At 61.8% G+C, this 16,077-nt stretch carries 31 protein-coding genes; all 31 read left to right on the top strand.

Annotated features, from left to right (window positions below; genetic code table 11):
• A partial coding sequence (locus QRD43_RS10905) for an EF-Tu C-terminal domain-related protein (protein WP_491572015.1) occupies positions 1–122 on the top strand: 122 nt, incomplete at its 5' end.
• Positions 123–211: 89 nt separating this feature from the next.
• The gene (gene rpsJ / locus QRD43_RS10910) at positions 212–523 is read left to right on the top strand and encodes a 30S ribosomal protein S10 (protein WP_132576760.1); all 312 of its coding nucleotides are present in this window, start codon (positions 212–214) and stop codon (positions 521–523) included.
• A 337-nt stretch (positions 524–860) separates the two neighbouring features.
• The gene (gene rplC / locus QRD43_RS10915) at positions 861–1,532 is read left to right on the top strand and encodes a 50S ribosomal protein L3 (RefSeq protein WP_285982527.1); all 672 of its coding nucleotides are present in this window, start codon (positions 861–863) and stop codon (positions 1,530–1,532) included.
• Positions 1,532–2,152: a 50S ribosomal protein L4 gene (rplD, locus tag QRD43_RS10920; protein ID WP_285982528.1), complete on the top strand. Its 621-nt coding sequence runs from the start codon at positions 1,532–1,534 to the stop codon at positions 2,150–2,152. Before rplC ends, rplD begins: the two co-directional genes overlap by 1 nt.
• Positions 2,149–2,463 carry a 50S ribosomal protein L23 gene (gene rplW / locus QRD43_RS10925; protein WP_183103989.1) on the top strand — a complete coding sequence of 105 codons (315 nt, stop codon included), beginning with the start codon at positions 2,149–2,151 and terminating at the stop codon, positions 2,461–2,463. The genes rplD and rplW overlap by 4 nt, the downstream gene beginning before the upstream one ends.
• Positions 2,463–3,287 carry a 50S ribosomal protein L2 gene (rplB, locus tag QRD43_RS10930; protein WP_285982529.1) on the top strand — a complete coding sequence of 275 codons (825 nt, stop codon included), beginning with the start codon at positions 2,463–2,465 and terminating at the stop codon, positions 3,285–3,287. Before rplW ends, rplB begins: the two co-directional genes overlap by 1 nt.
• A gap of 13 nt (positions 3,288–3,300) precedes the next feature.
• On the top strand, positions 3,301–3,576 hold the full coding sequence (gene rpsS / locus QRD43_RS10935; RefSeq protein ID WP_183103991.1) for a 30S ribosomal protein S19: 276 nt from the start codon (positions 3,301–3,303) through the stop codon (positions 3,574–3,576).
• An 11-nt stretch (positions 3,577–3,587) separates the two neighbouring features.
• On the top strand, positions 3,588–3,917 hold the full coding sequence (gene rplV / locus QRD43_RS10940; protein ID WP_183103992.1) for a 50S ribosomal protein L22: 330 nt from the start codon (positions 3,588–3,590) through the stop codon (positions 3,915–3,917).
• A gap of 16 nt (positions 3,918–3,933) precedes the next feature.
• Positions 3,934–4,755: a 30S ribosomal protein S3 gene (gene rpsC / locus QRD43_RS10945; protein ID WP_285982530.1), complete on the top strand. Its 822-nt coding sequence runs from the start codon at positions 3,934–3,936 to the stop codon at positions 4,753–4,755.
• A 2-nt stretch (positions 4,756–4,757) separates the two neighbouring features.
• Positions 4,758–5,174, top strand: coding sequence for a 50S ribosomal protein L16 (rplP, locus tag QRD43_RS10950; protein WP_183103994.1), 417 nt, complete (start codon positions 4,758–4,760; stop codon positions 5,172–5,174).
• Positions 5,175–5,188: 14 nt separating this feature from the next.
• Positions 5,189–5,383, top strand: coding sequence for a 50S ribosomal protein L29 (rpmC, locus tag QRD43_RS10955; protein WP_285982531.1), 195 nt, complete (start codon positions 5,189–5,191; stop codon positions 5,381–5,383).
• Between the two features lies 1 nt (position 5,384).
• Positions 5,385–5,654 (top strand): 30S ribosomal protein S17, encoded by a 270-nt coding sequence (gene rpsQ / locus QRD43_RS10960; protein WP_285982532.1) that lies wholly within the window; start codon positions 5,385–5,387, stop codon positions 5,652–5,654.
• 146 nt (positions 5,655–5,800) lie between these two features.
• Positions 5,801–6,307, top strand: a complete 507-nt coding sequence (locus QRD43_RS10965; protein ID WP_285982533.1) for a peroxiredoxin — start codon at positions 5,801–5,803, stop codon at positions 6,305–6,307.
• A 357-nt stretch (positions 6,308–6,664) separates the two neighbouring features.
• Positions 6,665–7,033, top strand: a complete 369-nt coding sequence (rplN, locus tag QRD43_RS10970; protein ID WP_183103998.1) for a 50S ribosomal protein L14 — start codon at positions 6,665–6,667, stop codon at positions 7,031–7,033.
• A 25-nt stretch (positions 7,034–7,058) separates the two neighbouring features.
• A complete protein-coding gene (gene rplX, locus QRD43_RS10975; protein WP_285982534.1) occupies positions 7,059–7,376 on the top strand; it encodes a 50S ribosomal protein L24 in 318 nt (105 codons plus the stop codon).
• A 10-nt stretch (positions 7,377–7,386) separates the two neighbouring features.
• Positions 7,387–7,926: a 50S ribosomal protein L5 gene (rplE, locus tag QRD43_RS10980; RefSeq protein WP_285982535.1), complete on the top strand. Its 540-nt coding sequence runs from the start codon at positions 7,387–7,389 to the stop codon at positions 7,924–7,926.
• Between the two features lie 8 nt (positions 7,927–7,934).
• The gene (gene rpsN, locus QRD43_RS10985) at positions 7,935–8,240 is read left to right on the top strand and encodes a 30S ribosomal protein S14 (RefSeq protein WP_285982536.1); all 306 of its coding nucleotides are present in this window, start codon (positions 7,935–7,937) and stop codon (positions 8,238–8,240) included.
• 23 nt (positions 8,241–8,263) lie between these two features.
• Positions 8,264–8,659: a 30S ribosomal protein S8 gene (rpsH, locus tag QRD43_RS10990; protein WP_133605050.1), complete on the top strand. Its 396-nt coding sequence runs from the start codon at positions 8,264–8,266 to the stop codon at positions 8,657–8,659.
• 19 nt (positions 8,660–8,678) lie between these two features.
• Positions 8,679–9,212, top strand: coding sequence for a 50S ribosomal protein L6 (gene rplF / locus QRD43_RS10995; RefSeq protein ID WP_285982537.1), 534 nt, complete (start codon positions 8,679–8,681; stop codon positions 9,210–9,212).
• Between the two features lie 11 nt (positions 9,213–9,223).
• On the top strand, positions 9,224–9,589 hold the full coding sequence (gene rplR, locus QRD43_RS11000) for a 50S ribosomal protein L18 (protein WP_285982538.1): 366 nt from the start codon (positions 9,224–9,226) through the stop codon (positions 9,587–9,589).
• A gap of 21 nt (positions 9,590–9,610) precedes the next feature.
• Positions 9,611–10,129, top strand: coding sequence for a 30S ribosomal protein S5 (gene rpsE / locus QRD43_RS11005; protein ID WP_285982539.1), 519 nt, complete (start codon positions 9,611–9,613; stop codon positions 10,127–10,129).
• A gap of 22 nt (positions 10,130–10,151) precedes the next feature.
• Entirely contained in the window at positions 10,152–10,334 is a 183-nt protein-coding gene (rpmD, locus tag QRD43_RS11010) for a 50S ribosomal protein L30 (RefSeq protein ID WP_285982540.1), read from the top strand.
• Between the two features lie 25 nt (positions 10,335–10,359).
• The gene (gene rplO, locus QRD43_RS11015) at positions 10,360–10,797 is read left to right on the top strand and encodes a 50S ribosomal protein L15 (RefSeq protein ID WP_285982541.1); all 438 of its coding nucleotides are present in this window, start codon (positions 10,360–10,362) and stop codon (positions 10,795–10,797) included.
• A 20-nt stretch (positions 10,798–10,817) separates the two neighbouring features.
• Positions 10,818–12,128, top strand: a complete 1,311-nt coding sequence (gene secY / locus QRD43_RS11020) for a preprotein translocase subunit SecY (RefSeq protein ID WP_285982542.1) — start codon at positions 10,818–10,820, stop codon at positions 12,126–12,128.
• Between the two features lie 58 nt (positions 12,129–12,186).
• On the top strand, positions 12,187–12,405 hold the full coding sequence (gene infA, locus QRD43_RS11025) for a translation initiation factor IF-1 (protein WP_009855680.1): 219 nt from the start codon (positions 12,187–12,189) through the stop codon (positions 12,403–12,405).
• 59 nt (positions 12,406–12,464) lie between these two features.
• A complete protein-coding gene (rpmJ, locus tag QRD43_RS11030) occupies positions 12,465–12,578 on the top strand; it encodes a 50S ribosomal protein L36 (protein ID WP_035036301.1) in 114 nt (37 codons plus the stop codon).
• A 34-nt stretch (positions 12,579–12,612) separates the two neighbouring features.
• Positions 12,613–12,978, top strand: a complete 366-nt coding sequence (gene rpsM / locus QRD43_RS11035) for a 30S ribosomal protein S13 (protein ID WP_285982543.1) — start codon at positions 12,613–12,615, stop codon at positions 12,976–12,978.
• 29 nt (positions 12,979–13,007) lie between these two features.
• Positions 13,008–13,412 (top strand): 30S ribosomal protein S11, encoded by a 405-nt coding sequence (gene rpsK / locus QRD43_RS11040; RefSeq protein ID WP_056194196.1) that lies wholly within the window; start codon positions 13,008–13,010, stop codon positions 13,410–13,412.
• A gap of 195 nt (positions 13,413–13,607) precedes the next feature.
• A complete protein-coding gene (rpsD, locus tag QRD43_RS11045; protein WP_285982544.1) occupies positions 13,608–14,231 on the top strand; it encodes a 30S ribosomal protein S4 in 624 nt (207 codons plus the stop codon).
• A gap of 136 nt (positions 14,232–14,367) precedes the next feature.
• Positions 14,368–15,357 (top strand): DNA-directed RNA polymerase subunit alpha, encoded by a 990-nt coding sequence (locus tag QRD43_RS11050; protein WP_183104009.1) that lies wholly within the window; start codon positions 14,368–14,370, stop codon positions 15,355–15,357.
• A 200-nt stretch (positions 15,358–15,557) separates the two neighbouring features.
• Entirely contained in the window at positions 15,558–15,947 is a 390-nt protein-coding gene (gene rplQ / locus QRD43_RS11055) for a 50S ribosomal protein L17 (protein WP_285982545.1), read from the top strand.
• Positions 15,948–16,077: the final 130 nt, after the last annotated feature.

A 16,077-nucleotide genomic window follows, 5' to 3' on the forward strand; every position in this document is an offset into this window, starting at 1 on the left:
ACAACGTCGGCATCACCGTGAAGCTGATCGCTCCGATCGCCATGGAAGAAGGTCTGCGCTTCGCTATCCGCGAAGGTGGCCGTACCGTCGGCTCGGGCGTGGTTGCTACCATCATCGAGTAATCCCTGCGTGACTTGCGGGCGGCCTCACGGGTCGCCTGTCAACACCATTTACGCGGCCTCGCAGCCGCACGCTCTTTGAAGGAACAGTCATGCAAAAGCAAAAGATCCGCATCCGCCTGAAGGCCTTCGATTACAAGCTGATCGACCAGTCGGCTCTGGAAATCGTGGAAACCGCCAAGCGTACCGGCGCCATCGTCAAGGGCCCCGTGCCCCTGCCGACCCGCCTGGAGCGTTTCGACATCCTGCGTTCGCCGCACGTCAACAAGACGTCGCGCGACCAGTTCGAGATCCGCACCCACCAGCGTCTGATGGACATCGTCGACCCGACCGATAAGACGGTTGACGCCCTGATGAAGCTGGACCTGCCGGCTGGCGTGGACGTGGAAATCAAGCTGCAGTAATGCGGGCTTGATGCGGGGAGCCTTGCGGCGCTCTGCATCTACAGCGTGAGAAGGGCAACCTCCAGGTTGCCCTTTTTTCTTGACCCTCGTGTGACGCCGCTTGCGGCCCGCTCAGGGTTGACGCTATACTCGCAGACTTTTCCGCGCTGGTCTTTGCCAGTGCGGCTTTAGTGCATCGCCTAGATGTGCCCTGGGACGCCTTTACCGGCCCGGGAGCGGATTCAAGCGGTGTTTGGTCAGCCCGACCAATCGTTGTCGGGTGTTTGTATATGGCTCTTGGAGCTGCGGGCTTGGGCTTTGGTCTTGGCTTGGCGGTGAAAGGGGCTGGAGAAAAAACATGAGTCTTAGCAATCGTCTCGGATTGCTGGGCCGCAAGGTGGGCATGATGCGCATCTTCACGGACGATGGCGACGCCATTCCCGTGACGGTGCTGGACGTGTCCAACAACCGCGTGACCCAGGTCAAGACCGAAGAGACTGACGGCTACAGCGCCATTCAAGTGGCGTACGGTGCACGCAAGGCCTCTCGCGTGACCAAGCCGGAAGCCGGCCACCTCGCCAAGGCGGGTGTGGAAGCCGGTGAAATCCTCAAGGAATTCCGTGTCGCTTCTGATGTCGCCGCCGAATACAAGGCCGGCGCTCAGGTGCCCGTGACGCTGTTTGCCGCCGGCCAGAAGGTCGACGTGCAAGGTACTTCGATTGGTAAGGGCTTCGCCGGCACCATCAAGCGCCACAACTTCAGCTCGCAGCGCGCTTCCCACGGTAACAGCCGTTCCCACAATGTCCCGGGCTCCATCTCGATGGCGCAAGATCCGGGCCGCGTGTTCCCGGGCAAGAAGATGTCCGGCCACATGGGCGACGAAACCGTGACCACCCAGAACCTCGACATCGTGCGCGTTGACGAAGCTCGTCAGCTGCTGCTGGTCAAGGGTGCTGTGCCGGGCGCCAAGAACGGCCACGTGGTCGTGCGTCCTGCCGTCAAGGTCAAGGTCAAGAAGGAGGCCAACTGATGCAGCTCGAGCTTCTGAACGAGCAGGGTCAGGCCACCTCCAAGGTGGACGCGCCTGACACCGTCTTCGCTCGCGAATACAACGAAGCCCTGGTGCACCAGGTGGTCGTGGCCTTCCAGGCCAACGCCCGTCAAGGCACCCGTGCTCAAAAGGACCGCGAACAGGTCAAGCACTCGACCAAGAAGCCCTTCCGCCAGAAGGGCACCGGCCGCGCTCGCGCCGGTATGACGTCCTCGCCGCTGTGGCGTGGGGGTGGTCGCATCTTCCCGAACCTGCCGGAAGAAAACTTCTCGCACAAGCTGAACAAGAAGATGTACCGCGCCGGTATGGCCGCCATCCTCTCGCAGCTGGCTCGTGAAGGTCGCCTGGCCGTGGTGGATTCGATTTCCGTCGAAGCCCCCAAGACCAAGCTGCTGGCAGCCAAGTTCAAGGCCATGGGTCTGGAATCCGTGATGCTGATCGCTGACCAGGTGGATGACAACCTGGCGCTGGCTTCGCGCAATCTGCCCAACGTGCTGGTTGTCGAGCCCCGTTACGCCGACCCCCTGTCGCTGGTCTTCTACAAGAAGGTGCTGGTGACCAAGGCCGCAATGGAGCAACTCAAGGAGATGCTGGCATGAGCGCCCCGAAGTTTGCAGAAGGCCGTCTGGCCCAGGTGCTGCTGGCTCCCATCGTGTCCGAAAAGGCCACTCTGGTTGCTGAAAAGCACAACCAAGTGTTGTTCAAGGTCCTGCGTGACGCCACGAAGCCCGAGATCAAGGCTGCCGTTGAACTGATGTTCAAGGTTGAAGTCGAGTCCGTGAGCGTGGTGAACACCAAGGGCAAGGTCAAGCGCTTTGGCGGCCGTGTCGGCCGTCGCGACCACGTCAAGAAGGCGTATGTGTCCCTGAAGGCTGGCCAAGAGCTCAACTTCTCCGGGGAGGCTGCGTAATGGCCGTCGTTAAAGTCAAGCCAACCTCGCCTGGCCGCCGTGGCGTGGTCAAGGTTGTGCACAAGCACCTGCACAAGGGCGCTCCTGAAGCGTCGCTGCTGGAGCCGCAAAAGCAGAAGTCCGGCCGTAACAACAACGGTCACATCACGATGCGCCACAAGGGCGGTGGTCACAAGCACCACTACCGCGTGGTGGACTTCCGTCGCAACAAGGACGCCATCCCCGCGAAGGTTGAGCGCATCGAGTACGACCCGAACCGCACGGCCCACATCGCTCTGGTGTGCTATGCCGACGGCGAGCGTCGCTACATCATCGCTCCGCGCGGCCTGGAAGTCGGTTCGACCATCCTGAGCGGCGCTGAAGCTCCGATCAAGGCTGGCAACACGCTCCCGATCCGCAACATCCCCGTGGGTTCGACGATCCACTGCGTGGAAATGATGCCGGGCAAGGGCGCACAGATGGTGCGTTCGGCAGGTGCTTCCGCGGTCCTGATGGCCCGTGACGGCGTCTACGCCCAGGTTCGTCTGCGTTCGGGTGAAGTCCGCCGTGTCCACATCGACTGCCGCGCCACCATCGGTGAAGTGAGCAACGAAGAGCACAGCCTGCGTCAATACGGCAAGGCCGGCGCCATCCGCTGGAAGGGCATCCGCCCGACCGTCCGTGGTACCGCCATGAACCCGGTTGATCACCCGCACGGTGGTGGTGAAGGCCGTACCGGTGAAGGCCAGGCGCCTGTGTCGCCGTGGAACACCCTCACCAAGGGCTACCGCACTCGTAACAACAAGCGCACGCAGACGTTCATCGTTTCGCGTCGCAAGAAGTAAGGGGTAGACCAACATGGCTCGTTCCCTCAAGAAGGGTCCGTTCGTGGACCATCACCTGCTGGCTAAAGTCGACAAGGCTGTGGCCAACAAGGACAAGAAGCCCATCAAGACCTGGTCGCGCCGCTCGACGATCCTGCCCGAGTTCATCGGTCTGACGATCGCAGTGCACAACGGCAAGCAACACGTGCCGGTCTATGTGTCGGACCAGATGGTCGGTCACAAGCTGGGTGAGTTCGCGCTGACCCGCACCTTCAAGGGTCACCCCGGTGACAAGAAGGCCAAGAAATAAGGATTGAGACGATGGAAACCCGTGCAATCGTTCGCGGTGTCCGCCTGTCGGCCGATAAGGGCCGTCTGGTGGCGGACCTGATCCGCGGCAAGAAGGTGGACCAGGCGCTCAACATCCTGGAATTCACCCAGAAGAAGGCGGCACTCATCATCAAGAAGGCGCTCGAGAGCGCCATCGCCAACGCCGAGCACAACGACGGCGCTGACATTGATGAGCTGAAGGTCACCTCGATCTATGTGGAGCAAGGCACCACGCTGAAGCGCTTCTCGGCTCGCGCCAAGGGCCGCGGCAACCGCATCAGCAAGCCCACCTGCCACATCTTCGTGTCGGTCGGTAACTGAGGCCAAGAGGAAGACTATGGGACAGAAAATCCATCCGACCGGCTTCCGCCTGCCTGTCACGCGTAACTGGGCTTCGCGCTGGTATGCGAACAACCAGAACTTCGCCACGATGCTGGCTGAAGATCTGCAGGTTCGTGACTACCTGAAGCAGCGCCTGAAGAATGCCGCCGTGTCGCGCATCCTGATCGAGCGCCCCGCCAAGAACGCCCGCATCACCATCTTCTCGGCTCGTCCGGGTGTGGTGATCGGCAAGAAGGGCGAGGACATCGAGAACCTGAAGGCCGAACTGACCAAGCGTCTGGGCGTGCCGGTGGCCGTGAACATCGAAGAAGTGCGCAAGCCTGAAATCGATGCTCAGCTGATCGCCGACTCGATCACCCAGCAGCTGGAAAAGCGCATCATGTTCCGCCGCGCCATGAAGCGCGCGATGCAGAACGCGATGCGTCTGGGCGCCCAGGGCATCAAGATCATGTCCGCCGGCCGTCTGAACGGCATCGAAATCGCTCGTACCGAGTGGTATCGCGAAGGCCGTGTGCCTCTGCATACCCTGAAGGCCGACATCGACTATGGCTTCTCCGAGGCCAAGACGACCTACGGCGTCATCGGTGTGAAGGTGTGGGTGTACCGCGGTGACCGCCTGGCCAATGGCGAGGCTCCCGTGATCAACACCCCCCCTGGCGCTGAAGACGATCGTCGTCCGCGTCGCAACGCCCGTCCGGGCGCCCCGGGTGGCCGTGGCCGTCCTGGCGCTGACAAGCCCGCCGACGGTGGCGACAAGCCCGGCGCTAAGCGCGTGGTCCGCAAGGCCCCCGCAGCTGGCGAGGCCAAAGGAGAATAAACATGCTGCAACCCGCTCGTCGCAAATTCCGCAAAGAGCAGAAGGGTCGTAACACTGGCGTGGCCACTCGCGGCGCCAATGTGTCGTTCGGCGACTTCGGCCTGAAGGCCACTGAGCGTGGCCGTCTGACGGCTCGCCAGATCGAAGCGGCTCGTCGTGCAATCTCGCGCCATATCAAGCGCGGTGGTCGCATCTTCATCCGCATCTTCCCGGACAAGCCCATCTCCCAAAAGCCCGCCGAAGTCCGTATGGGTAACGGTAAGGGCAACCCGGAGTACTACGTCGCTGAAATCCAGCCCGGCAAGGTGCTCTACGAGATCAACGGTGTGCCGGAAGCCCTGGCTCGCGAAGCGTTCACGCTGGCTGCTGCAAAGCTGCCCCTGCGTTGCACGTTCGTGGCACGCCAGGTCGGCCTCTGATTGGAGAGATCACCATGAAAGCATCTGAACTGCGTGGCAAGGATGTCGCTGCCCTGGAAAAGGAAGTGACCGATCTGCTCAAGGCCCACTTCGGCCTGCGCATGCAAAAGGCCACCCAACAGCTGAGCGACACCACTCAGCTGGGCAAGATCCGCCGCGACATCGCTCGCGTCAAGACCGTGCTGGCCGAAAAGAAGAAGGGGGCCTGATATGACGCAAGCTCAAGAAAAGAACACCCGCACCCTGGTGGGTCGCGTGGTGAGCGACAAGCGCGCCAAGACCGTCACGGTTCTGGTGGAGCGTCGCACCAAGCACGAGCTCTACGGCAAGATCGTGGCCCGTTCCCGCAAGTACCACGCCCACGACGAAAAGGGCGAGTACAAGATGGGTGACGTGGTCGAGATCGCTGAAGGCCGTCCTCTGTCGAAGACCAAGAGCTGGGTCGTGACCCGCCTGGTCGAGAAGGCAGAAGTGGTCTAAGGCCTCCGGGTCAAAGGCGCAAGATCCCTGGGGTCTTGTGCCGCGCGACCTGCGAACGGTCGGAACGCTGGGATACTGGCGTCCGACCGTTTTTCATTTCCGCCCGGCCAGCTGCTGCGCCGGGCTTTGCTTTTGAGGAGAGCCCCATGTTGAAGATTGGCGACAAACTGCCTAGCGCGACCGTGCAGGAATATGTGGAAGTGGAGGGCGATGGCTGCTCCATCGGTCCGAACGGCTTTGACGCGGCAGCGCAGGCGGCAGGCAAGACGGTGGCCATCTTTGCGTTGCCCGGCGCCTTTACGCCCACCTGCTCTGCCCAGCATGCGCCCGGCTATATCCAGCAGGCGGATGCCCTGAAGGCAGCGGGCGCCGACGAGATCTGGTGCCTCTCCGTCAACGACGCCTTTGTCATGGGTGCGTGGGCGCGTGAGCTCGGCGCCGGCGGCAAGGTGCGCTTCATCGCCGACGGCAGCGCTGACTTCACGCGGGCTACCGGCCTGACGCTGGACCTGCAAGCTCGCGGCATGGGTCTGCGCTCGCAGCGGTACAGCATGCTCGTCGTGGATGGCGTCGTGAAGACGCTGAACGTCGAGGCGCCGGGCAAGTTCGAGGTCAGTGGCGCTGACACCCTGCTGGCTCAGCTGAAGGGCTGAGCCTGGCGGGTTTGCCCGCCCTGGCGGCTGCCCTCGCCCGATGGGTGGGGTGCCGCCTGGCATTGCCTGGCCATGGATGTCGGGTACGGGGAGGCGCTCCGTTAGAGGCGCCTTTCAACTTTCAGCGGATCGGCTGCTTGACACGGCATCCGAATCGCTGGCACAATCTAATGCTTCGCCGAATGTCGGGCGCATCATGCGGTGCGTCTCGGCCTCGGATCCGCCCACAACCGCTGTAGGCGCTGGCTGGTGCACTTGCTGTGCTAGAGAGCGTCAAGGCTTACGGGCCCAAGACTGACCGGTTTGGTCTGTAGCGATGGTCGCTGCAGGTCGAGGCGGGAAAAGTTGGGGACAGACATGATTCAAATGCAATCGCGACTGGATGTCGCGGACAACACTGGCGCCAAGTCCGTTCAGTGCATCAAGGTGCTTGGTGGTTCCAAGCGCCGGTATGCCGGCATTGGCGACATCATCAAGGTCAGCATCAAAGAAGCTGCACCGCGTGGCCGCGTCAAGAAGGGCGAGGTCTATAGCGCTGTGGTCGTGCGTACCGCCAAGGGCGTGCGCCGCCAGGACGGTTCGCTGGTGAAGTTCGACGGCAATGCCGCCGTGCTGCTGAACGCCAAGCTGGAGCCGATCGGCACCCGTATCTTTGGCCCGGTCACGCGTGAACTGCGTACCGAGCGCTTCATGAAGATCGTGTCGCTGGCGCCCGAGGTGCTGTAAGCCTCGTCAAGTCAAAGGTACTGCCATGAACAAGATTCGTAAGGGCGACGAGGTCATCGTGCTGACCGGCCGCGACAAGGGCAAGCGAGGCCTCGTGGCTTCGCGTGTCGATGCTGACCACCTGATCGTGGAAGGCGTGAACGTCGTGAAGAAGCACGCCAAGCCCAACCCCATGAAGGGCACCACCGGCGGCGTGGTCGACAAGACGATGCCGATCCATCAATCCAACGTGGCGATTTTCAACGCCGCTGCCGGCAAGGCCGATCGCGTGGGCATCAAGCTGCTCGACGACGGCAAGAAGGTGCGCGTCTACAAGTCGACCGGCGAAGAGATCAAGGCTTAAGAGGTTCGACATGGCTCGTTTGCAAGCGTTTTATCGCGAAAAAGTCGTTCCCGGCCTGACCGAGAAGTTCGGCTACACCTCCGTGATGGAAGTGCCGCGCATCACCAAGATCACCCTGAACATGGGTGTCAGTGAAGCCGTCGCCGACAAGAAGGTCATGGATCACGCCGTGGGCGACCTGACCAAGATCGCCGGCCAGAAGCCCGTGGTCACCAAGTCGAAGAAGGCCATTGCCGGCTTCAAGATCCGTGACGGCGTGCCTATCGGCTGCATGGTGACCCTGCGTGGCGTCCAGATGTATGAATTCCTGGACCGCTTCGTGACCATCGCCCTGCCCCGCGTGCGTGACTTCCGTGGTATCTCCGGCCGTTCGTTCGATGGCCGTGGCAACTACAACATCGGCGTCAAGGAACAGATCATCTTCCCCGAAATCGAATACGACAAGGTGGATGCTCTGCGTGGTCTGAACATCAGCATCACGACGACTGCCAAGACGGACGACGAAGCGAAGGCCCTGCTGGCCGCGTTCAAGTTCCCGTTCAAGAACTGAGGTGACCCGTGGCAAAACTCTCGATTAAGCAACGTGAGCTGAAGCGCGAACAACTGGTCGCCAAGTTCGCCAAGAAGTACGCAGATCTGAAGGCCATCATCGACGACTCCAAGAAGTCTGATGAAGAGCGCTACGCCGCTCGCCTGGAACTGCAGAAGCTGCCCCGCAACGCCAACCCCACTCGCCTGCGCAACCGCTGCGAGCTGACTGGCCGTCCGCGTGGCACCTTCCGCAAGTTCGGTCTGGGTCGTAACAAGATTCGTGAACTGGCTTTCAAGGGCGACATCCCCGGTGTCGTCAAGGCAAGCTGGTAATCGGCAGGATTAGGAGATTTCGTATGAGCATGAGTGATCCTATCGCCGATATGCTGACTCGCATTCGCAACGCCCAGAGCGTTGAGAAGGCCAGCGTCGTGATGCCTTCCAGCAAGCTGAAGGTCGCGATCGCCAAGGTCCTCAAGGACGAGGGCTATATCGACGGTTTCGCGGTGCGTGGCGATGCAGCCCGTCCCGAACTCGAGATCGCGCTGAAGTATTACGCCGGTCGCCCGGTGATCGAGCGCATCGAACGCGTGAGCCGTCCCGGCCTGCGCATCTACAAGGGCCGCCACGACATTCCTCAGGTCATGAATGGCCTGGGTGTGGCGATCGTCACCACCCCGAAGGGTGTGATGACCGACCGCAAGGCACGTCAAGCCGGTATCGGCGGCGAAGTGCTCTGCTACGTCGCCTAAGCGCAAGGAGAGACAGACAATGTCCCGCGTTGGAAAAATGCCGGTCGCACTCCCGCAAGGCGTGGATGTGACGATCTCCGCTGAGCAGATCAGCGTGAAGGGCGCCCTGGGTACGCTGGTTCGTGCAGCCAACCCCCTGGTCGCGATCAAGAACGAAGGCGGCAAGCTGAGCTTCAGCCCGGTCGACGCTTCCTCGGAAGCTGACGCCCTGAGCGGCACCTTCCGCGCGCTGGTGGCCAATATGGTCAACGGCGTGAGCAAGGGCTTCGAAAAGAAGCTGAACCTGGTTGGCGTGGGTTTCCGCGCCCAGGCTCAAGGCCAGAAGCTGAACCTGCAGATCGGTTTCTCTCACCCCGTGGTGAAGGACATGCCGGCTGGGATCAAGGTGGAATGCCCGACCCAGACCGAAATCCTGATCAAGGGTGCCGATCGCCAAGTGGTGGGTCAGATTGCCGCCGAAGTGCGCGCCATCCGTCCTCCCGAGCCCTACAAGGGCAAGGGCATCCGCTACGCTGATGAAAAGGTCTCCCTCAAAGAGACCAAGAAGAAGTAAGGAGCCGCGCAATGTTGACCAAGAAAGAACAGCGCATCCGTCGTTCGCGCCAGACCCGTGCCCGCATCGCCGTGCAACGCGTCGCCCGCCTGACGGTTTTCCGCTCCAACCTGCACATCTACGCCAGCGTCATCTCCGAAGATGGCACTCGCGTCCTGGCTGCCGCTTCGACGGCGGAAAAGGACGTCCGCGCTCAGCTGGGTGGCGATGGCAAGGGTGGCAATGTGGCCGCTGCCACGCTGATCGGCAAGCGCATCGCCGAGAAGGCCAAGGCTGCTGGCGTCGAGAAGGTGGCGTTCGATCGCGCCGGTTTCGCGTACCACGGCCGTGTCAAGGCCCTGGCCGAAGCTGCCCGCGAAGCCGGCCTGCAGTTCTAAGCGCATAAAGGATTGATGAACATGGCAAAGTTTCAACCCCGCGTGCAGGACGAAGGTCGCGACGACGGCATGCGCGAGAAGATGATCGCGGTGAACCGCGTGACCAAGGTGGTGAAGGGCGGCCGTACGCTGTCGTTCGCAGCACTGACCGTGGTCGGCGACGGTGATGGCCGCATCGGCATGGGCAAGGGCAAGGCGAAGGAAGTTCCGGTCGCCGTGCAGAAGGCCATGGAGTCGGCTCGCCGCAACATGGTCAAGGTGAACCTGCGCAACGGCACGATCCACCACAACGTGGTGGGCGAGCACGGTGCTTCGCGCGTCATGATGGCTCCGGCTCCCGCCGGTACCGGCGTGATCGCTGGCGGCCCGATGCGTGCTGTCTTCGAAGTGATGGGCGTGACCGACATCGTGACCAAGAGCCACGGTTCGACCAACCCTTACAACATGGTTCGCGCCACCCTGGACGCCCTGAAGCGCTCGACGACGGCCGCTGAAGTCGCTGCCAAGCGCGGCAAGACCGTTGAAGATATCTTCAACTGAGTCGCCAGGATTGGAGAGACAGATGTCTGACAAGAAAACTCTGACGGTCAAGCTCGTGCGCAGCCCGATCGGCTGCCGTGCCTCGCACCGTGCCACCGTGACCGGTCTGGGCCTGCGCAAGCTGAACAGCACTCGTGTCCTCGAGGACACCCCTGCTGTGCGCGGCATGATCAACAAGATCGCCTATCTCGTGCAGGTGCTGTAAGCACGGCGCGAACTGAGGACTAGAAATGCAACTCAACACCATCAAGCCCGCCGCTGGTGCCAAGCACGCCAAGCGTCGCGTGGGCCGTGGCATCGGCTCCGGTCTGGGCAAGACTTGCGGCCGCGGCCACAAGGGCCAGAAGTCGCGCGCTGGCGGCTTCCACAAGGTCGGCTTCGAAGGCGGCCAGATGCCCCTGCATCGTCGCCTGCCCAAGCGTGGCTTCAAGTCGCTGACGCTGCCGTTCAACGCCGAGATCACCCTGAGCGATCTGCAAGGCCTGGCCGGTGACGAAATCGACATGCTGACGCTGAAGGCTGTCGGCCTGGTGCCCGAGCTGACCAAGTCGGTGAAGGTCATCCTGTCTGGCGAAATCAGCCGCAAGGTCACGCTGAAGGGCGTGGGCGCAACGGCTGGTGCCAAGGCTGCGATCGAAGCCGCTGGCGGCTCCGTCGCTGCTGAGTAAAGCTCAAGGATCAGGCAACAGTGGCTACCAACCCGAATCAACTGGCCAAGAGCGGCAAGTTCGGTGACCTGCGTCGCCGGCTTGTGTTCCTGCTGCTGGCGCTGGTCGTGTACCGTATCGGGGCGCATATCCCCGTGCCGGGCATCGATCCGGTCCAGCTGCAGCAGTTCTTCAAGGGCCAGCAGGGTGGCATCCTGAGCCTGTTCAACATGTTCTCTGGCGGTGCGCTGTCGCGCTTCACCGTCTTCGCGCTGGGCATCACGCCCTACATCTCGGCCTCCATCGTGATCCAGCTGATGGGTTATGTGGTGCCGAGCCTGGAAGCGCTGAAGAAGGAAGGCGAGTCGGGTCGTCGCAAGATCACGCAATACACCCGCTATGGCACGCTCGGCCTGGCAATTTTCCAGAGCCTCAGCATTGCGCTGGCCCTGGAGAGTTCGCCCGGTCTGGTGCTGGCTCCCGGTTTCGGCTTCCGCCTGACCGCTGTCAGCAGCCTGGTGGCTGGCACCATGTTCCTGATGTGGCTGGGTGAGCAGATCACCGAGCGCGGTCTGGGCAATGGCATCTCGATCCTCATCTTCGGCGGTATTGCGGCAGGTCTGCCGGGTGCCATCGGTGGTCTGCTGGATCTGGTGCACAACGGTGCCATGACGATCTTCTCCTGCCTCGTGGTCATTGCCATCGTGATTGGCGTGACCTGGCTGGTGGTGTTCGTCGAGCGTGGTCAACGCAAGATCCTGGTGAACTACGCCAAGCGTCAGGTTGGCAACAAGGTGTACGGCGGTCAGTCGTCGCACCTGCCCCTGAAGCTGAACATGTCGGGTGTGATTCCCCCGATCTTCGCATCGTCGATCATCCTGCTGCCGACCACGCTCGTGAGCTGGTTTGCAACGGGTGACAGCATGCGCTGGTTGAAGGACATTGCGGACATGCTGCGTCCGGGTCAGCCGATCTACGTGCTGCTGTACGCTTCCGCGATCGTGTTCTTCTGCTTCTTCTACACGGCACTGGTGTTCAACAGCCGTGAGACCGCAGACAACCTGAAGAAGAGCGGGGCGTTCATCCCCGGGATTCGTCCCGGTGAGCAGACCGCAAAGCACATCGACAAGATCCTGTCCCGTCTGACCATGGCTGGCGCCATCTACATCACCGGTGTGTGCCTGCTGCCTGAGTTCCTGACACTGAAGTACAACGTTCCCTTCTACTTTGGCGGCACTTCGTTGCTGATCATTGTGGTGGTGACCATGGACTTCTGGGCCCAGGTGCAGTCCTACGTGATGAGTCAGCAGTACGAGTCTCTGCTGAAGAAGGCAAATTTCAAGGCGAACTGAGTTTCGACTCGGTGGAGCCCATCCATTAACTACCGTACCAACCGAAGCGGCACGAGGCATGGCGAAAGACGACGTCATTCAGATGCAGGGTGAGATTCTCGAGAACCTGCCCAATGCCACGTTTCGAGTGAAGTTGGAGAACGGACATGTCGTTCTCGGTCACATCTCCGGCAAGATGCGTATGCACTACATCCGCATCCTGCCTGGTGACAAAGTGACCGTGGAGCTGACACCGTACGATTTGAGTCGTGCTCGCATCGTGTTCCGGGCGAAGTGAGCGAATTTGTCCCCCGGACGCGCTGTTTGAGCGAATAGATTTAGGTCAAGGAGCAGACCATGAAAGTTTCGGCATCCGTCAAGAAGATGTGCCGCAATTGCAAGATCATCCGTCGCAAGGGCGTGGTGCGTGTGATCTGTACCGATCCGCGCCACAAGCAGCGTCAAGGCTGATTGCTGCACGACACGAGCGAATTAGAGGACGCAAATGGCACGTATTGCTGGTATCAACATTCCGCCGCAAAAGCACACCGAGATCGGTCTGACCTCGATCTACGGCATTGGCCGTACGACCGCGCAGAAGATCTGCAACGCTTGCGGTATTCCCCTCGACAAGAAGGTCAAGGACCTCAATGACTCCGATCTGGAAAAGATCCGTGAGGAAGTGGGCAAGCTGACCATCGAAGGCGATCTGCGCCGTGAGATGTCGATCAACATCAAGCGATTGATGGATCTGGGCTGCTATCGCGGTTTCCGTCACCGCCGTGGCCTGCCGATGCGTGGCCAGCGCACGCGCACCAACGCCCGTACCCGCAAGGGTCCGCGCAAGGCTGCGCCGACCGGCAAGAAGTGATCCAGCGGCAACCCTGAAGAGAGCTCACCATGGCAAAAGCACCTAACAACTCGGCTGCCCAGCGCGTTCGCAAGAAGGTTCGCAAGAACGTGGCTGACGGCATCGCCCACGTCCACGCGTCTTTCAACAACACCATCATCACCATCACCGACCGTCAAGGCGGCGCCCTGTCCTGGGCTTCGTCGGGTGGCCAAGGCTTCAAGGGCTCGCGCAAGTCGACGCCTTTCGCAGCCCAGGTGGCGGCTGAAGTGGCTGGCCGTGCTGCTCAAGAGCAAGGCATCAAGAACCTGGACGTCAAGATCAAGGGCCCCGGCCCGGGTCGCGAGTCTTCCGTTCGCGCACTGGCAGCGCTCGGCATCCGCATCAATTCGATCTCGGATGTGACGCCTGTCCCGCACAACGGCTGCCGTCCGCAAAAGCGCCGTCGCATCTAAGGCGATTTGCTGCGATAATCGCGGACTGTTTTCCCCGCCGGCGGGCACGAAAGTGCCTCGCCGGCTGTTTTGCTGAGCACGGCATCGCTCGTCGCTCATGAAGCCCACCGTTCGAGCCCATAAAAACACGGGCCGGACTCGCGCAGGCACCGCCTTCACGCGGCGCTTGCGTCAGATTGAACAAGGACACGCAAAGTGGCACGTTACCTCGGCCCGAAGGCCAAACTTTCCCGCCGTGAAGGCACTGACCTGTTCCTGAAGAGCGCCCGCCGCGCCATCAGCGACAAGGCCAAGTTCGACACCAAGCCTGGTCAGCATGGCCGCACCTCCGGTCAGCGCACCTCCGACTTCGGCCTGCAACTGCGTGAAAAGCAGAAGGTCAAGCGCATGTACGGCGTGCTGGAGCGCCAGTTCCGCCGCTACTTCGCCGAAGCCGAGCGCCGCAAGGGCTCGACCGGCGTGAACCTGCTGACGCTGCTGGAATCGCGTCTGGACAACGTCGTGTACCGCATGGGCTTCGGCTCCACGCGTGCTGAAGCACGTCAGCTGGTCTCGCACAAGGGCATCACCGTCAATGGTGAAGTCGTCAACATCGCTTCCTACCTGGTGAAGGCTGGCGACACCGTCGCCGTCCGTGAAAAGGCCAAGAAGCAGCTGCGCATCCAGGACAGCCTGAAGCTGGCCGAGTCGATCGGTCTGCCCGCCTGGGTGCAGGTCGATGCCACCAAGATGGAAGGCATCTTCAAGAAGACCCCGGATCGCGACGAATTCGGCGCCGAAATCAACGAATCGCTGATCGTTGAACTGTATTCGCGTTAATTCTTTCGCGCTTGCCGAGCGGCCCTTCGTGGGCCTGCTCGGCATTTCCTCGTCCGGGTCCAGCGCTCTCGCTGGGCTCGGTTGGTCCCTCAGCCTTATCGGTGTAACGAACCGAGGGTATTGAAAGAAAGACCTCATGCAAACCAATCTGCTCAAACCCAAATCCATCAATGTGGAGCCCCTGGGCGGTCATCGCGCCAAGGTCACCCTGGAGCCGTTCGAACGCGGCTATGGCCACACCCTGGGCAACGCCCTGCGCCGTGTGCTGCTGTCCTCGATGGTGGGTTATGCGCCGACGGAAGTGACGATCGCTGGGGTGCTGCACGAGTACTCGGCCATCGATGGCGTGCAGGAAGACGTGGTTCACATCATGCTGAACCTCAAGGGCGTCGTGTTCCGCCTGCACAACCGTGAGGAAGTCACCCTGGTGCTGCGCAAGGAGGGCGAAGGCCCCGTCACCGCCGCAGACATCCAGACGCCTCATGACGTCGAGATCATCAATCCCGAGCACGTCATTGCCCATCTGTCGCAAGGCGGCAAGCTGGACATGCAGATCAAGGTCGAGAAGGGCCGCGGCTACGTGCCGGGCACGATGCGCCGTTACGGCGACGAGCCGACCAAGTCCATCGGTCGCATCGTCCTGGATGCCTCGTTCTCCCCGGTGAAGCGCGTCAGCTACGCCGTCGAGAACGCCCGCGTGGAACAGCGTACCGATCTGGACAAGCTGGTCATGGAGATCGAGACCAACGGCGCCATCTCGCCGGAGGAAGCGATCCGTGCCTCGGCCAAGATCCTGGTCGAGCAGCTGGCCGTGTTCGCTCAGCTGCAGGGTACCGACCTGGTCGACGCCTTCGACCAGCCGGCCCAACGTTCCAGCACCTTCGATCCGATCCTGCTGCGTCCGGTGGACGAGCTGGAACTGACGGTGCGTTCGGCCAACTGCCTGAAGGCCGAGAACATCTATTACATCGGCGACCTGATCCAGCGCACCGAGACCGAGCTGCTGAAGACCCCCAACCTGGGTCGCAAGTCGCTCAACGAAATCAAGGAAGTGCTGGCTTCGCGCGGTCTGACTCTGGGCGCCCGCCTGGAAAACTGGCCGCCGCAAGGCCTGGACAAGCGCTGATCCCCCACGCCCTGCGCGCTTCGCGCGGCCCCCGCCAGGGGGCGGGCTCGCAGGACCGGCAGAGCCGGATCCTCGAGCCCCGCGGGGGACTATGGGACAGAGAGTATTTTGAAAGGGGCGGGGTGTTGACAAACCCCGCTCGGTGCTCCGGCAGTACCTGATACGGCTGCTGGTATTACATCGTAGGAAAGGAAAGCACCATGCGTCATCGTAACGGCCTCCGCAAGCTCAACCGCACCAGCGAACATCGCAAGGCGATGCTGCGCAACATGTGCGTCTCGCTGCTGCAGCACGAAGCCATCAAGACCACGGTCCCCAAGGCCAAGGAACTGCGTCGCGTCGTCGAGCCCCTGATCACCCTGGCCAAGGAGCCGACGCTCGCCAATCGTCGTCTGGCTTTCGACCGTCTGCGTGACCGCGACATCGTCAGCAAGCTGTTCAACGAGCTGGGCCCCCGTTTCGCCACCCGTCCGGGCGGCTACACCCGCATCCTGAAGATGGGCTTCCGCGTGGGCGACAACGCTCCGATGGCCTATGTCGAGCTGGTGGACCGCGCCGAAGAGTCGGCTGAGGCTCCGAAGGCTGAATAAGCCAGCACCGCGGCCCTCGCGGCCGCAGGTGACTTGAAGAAGGTCGGCATCCGCCGGCCTTTTTTTACGTCCGCGAACCCGTGCGATTGGCTGGCAGGCCCTGTGATTCCGTGGCTTATCGCATGCCGGG

It is taken from the genome of Roseateles subflavus, assembly GCF_030285365.1.
Lineage (GTDB): Bacteria > Pseudomonadota > Gammaproteobacteria > Burkholderiales > Burkholderiaceae_C > Roseateles_B > Roseateles_B subflavus.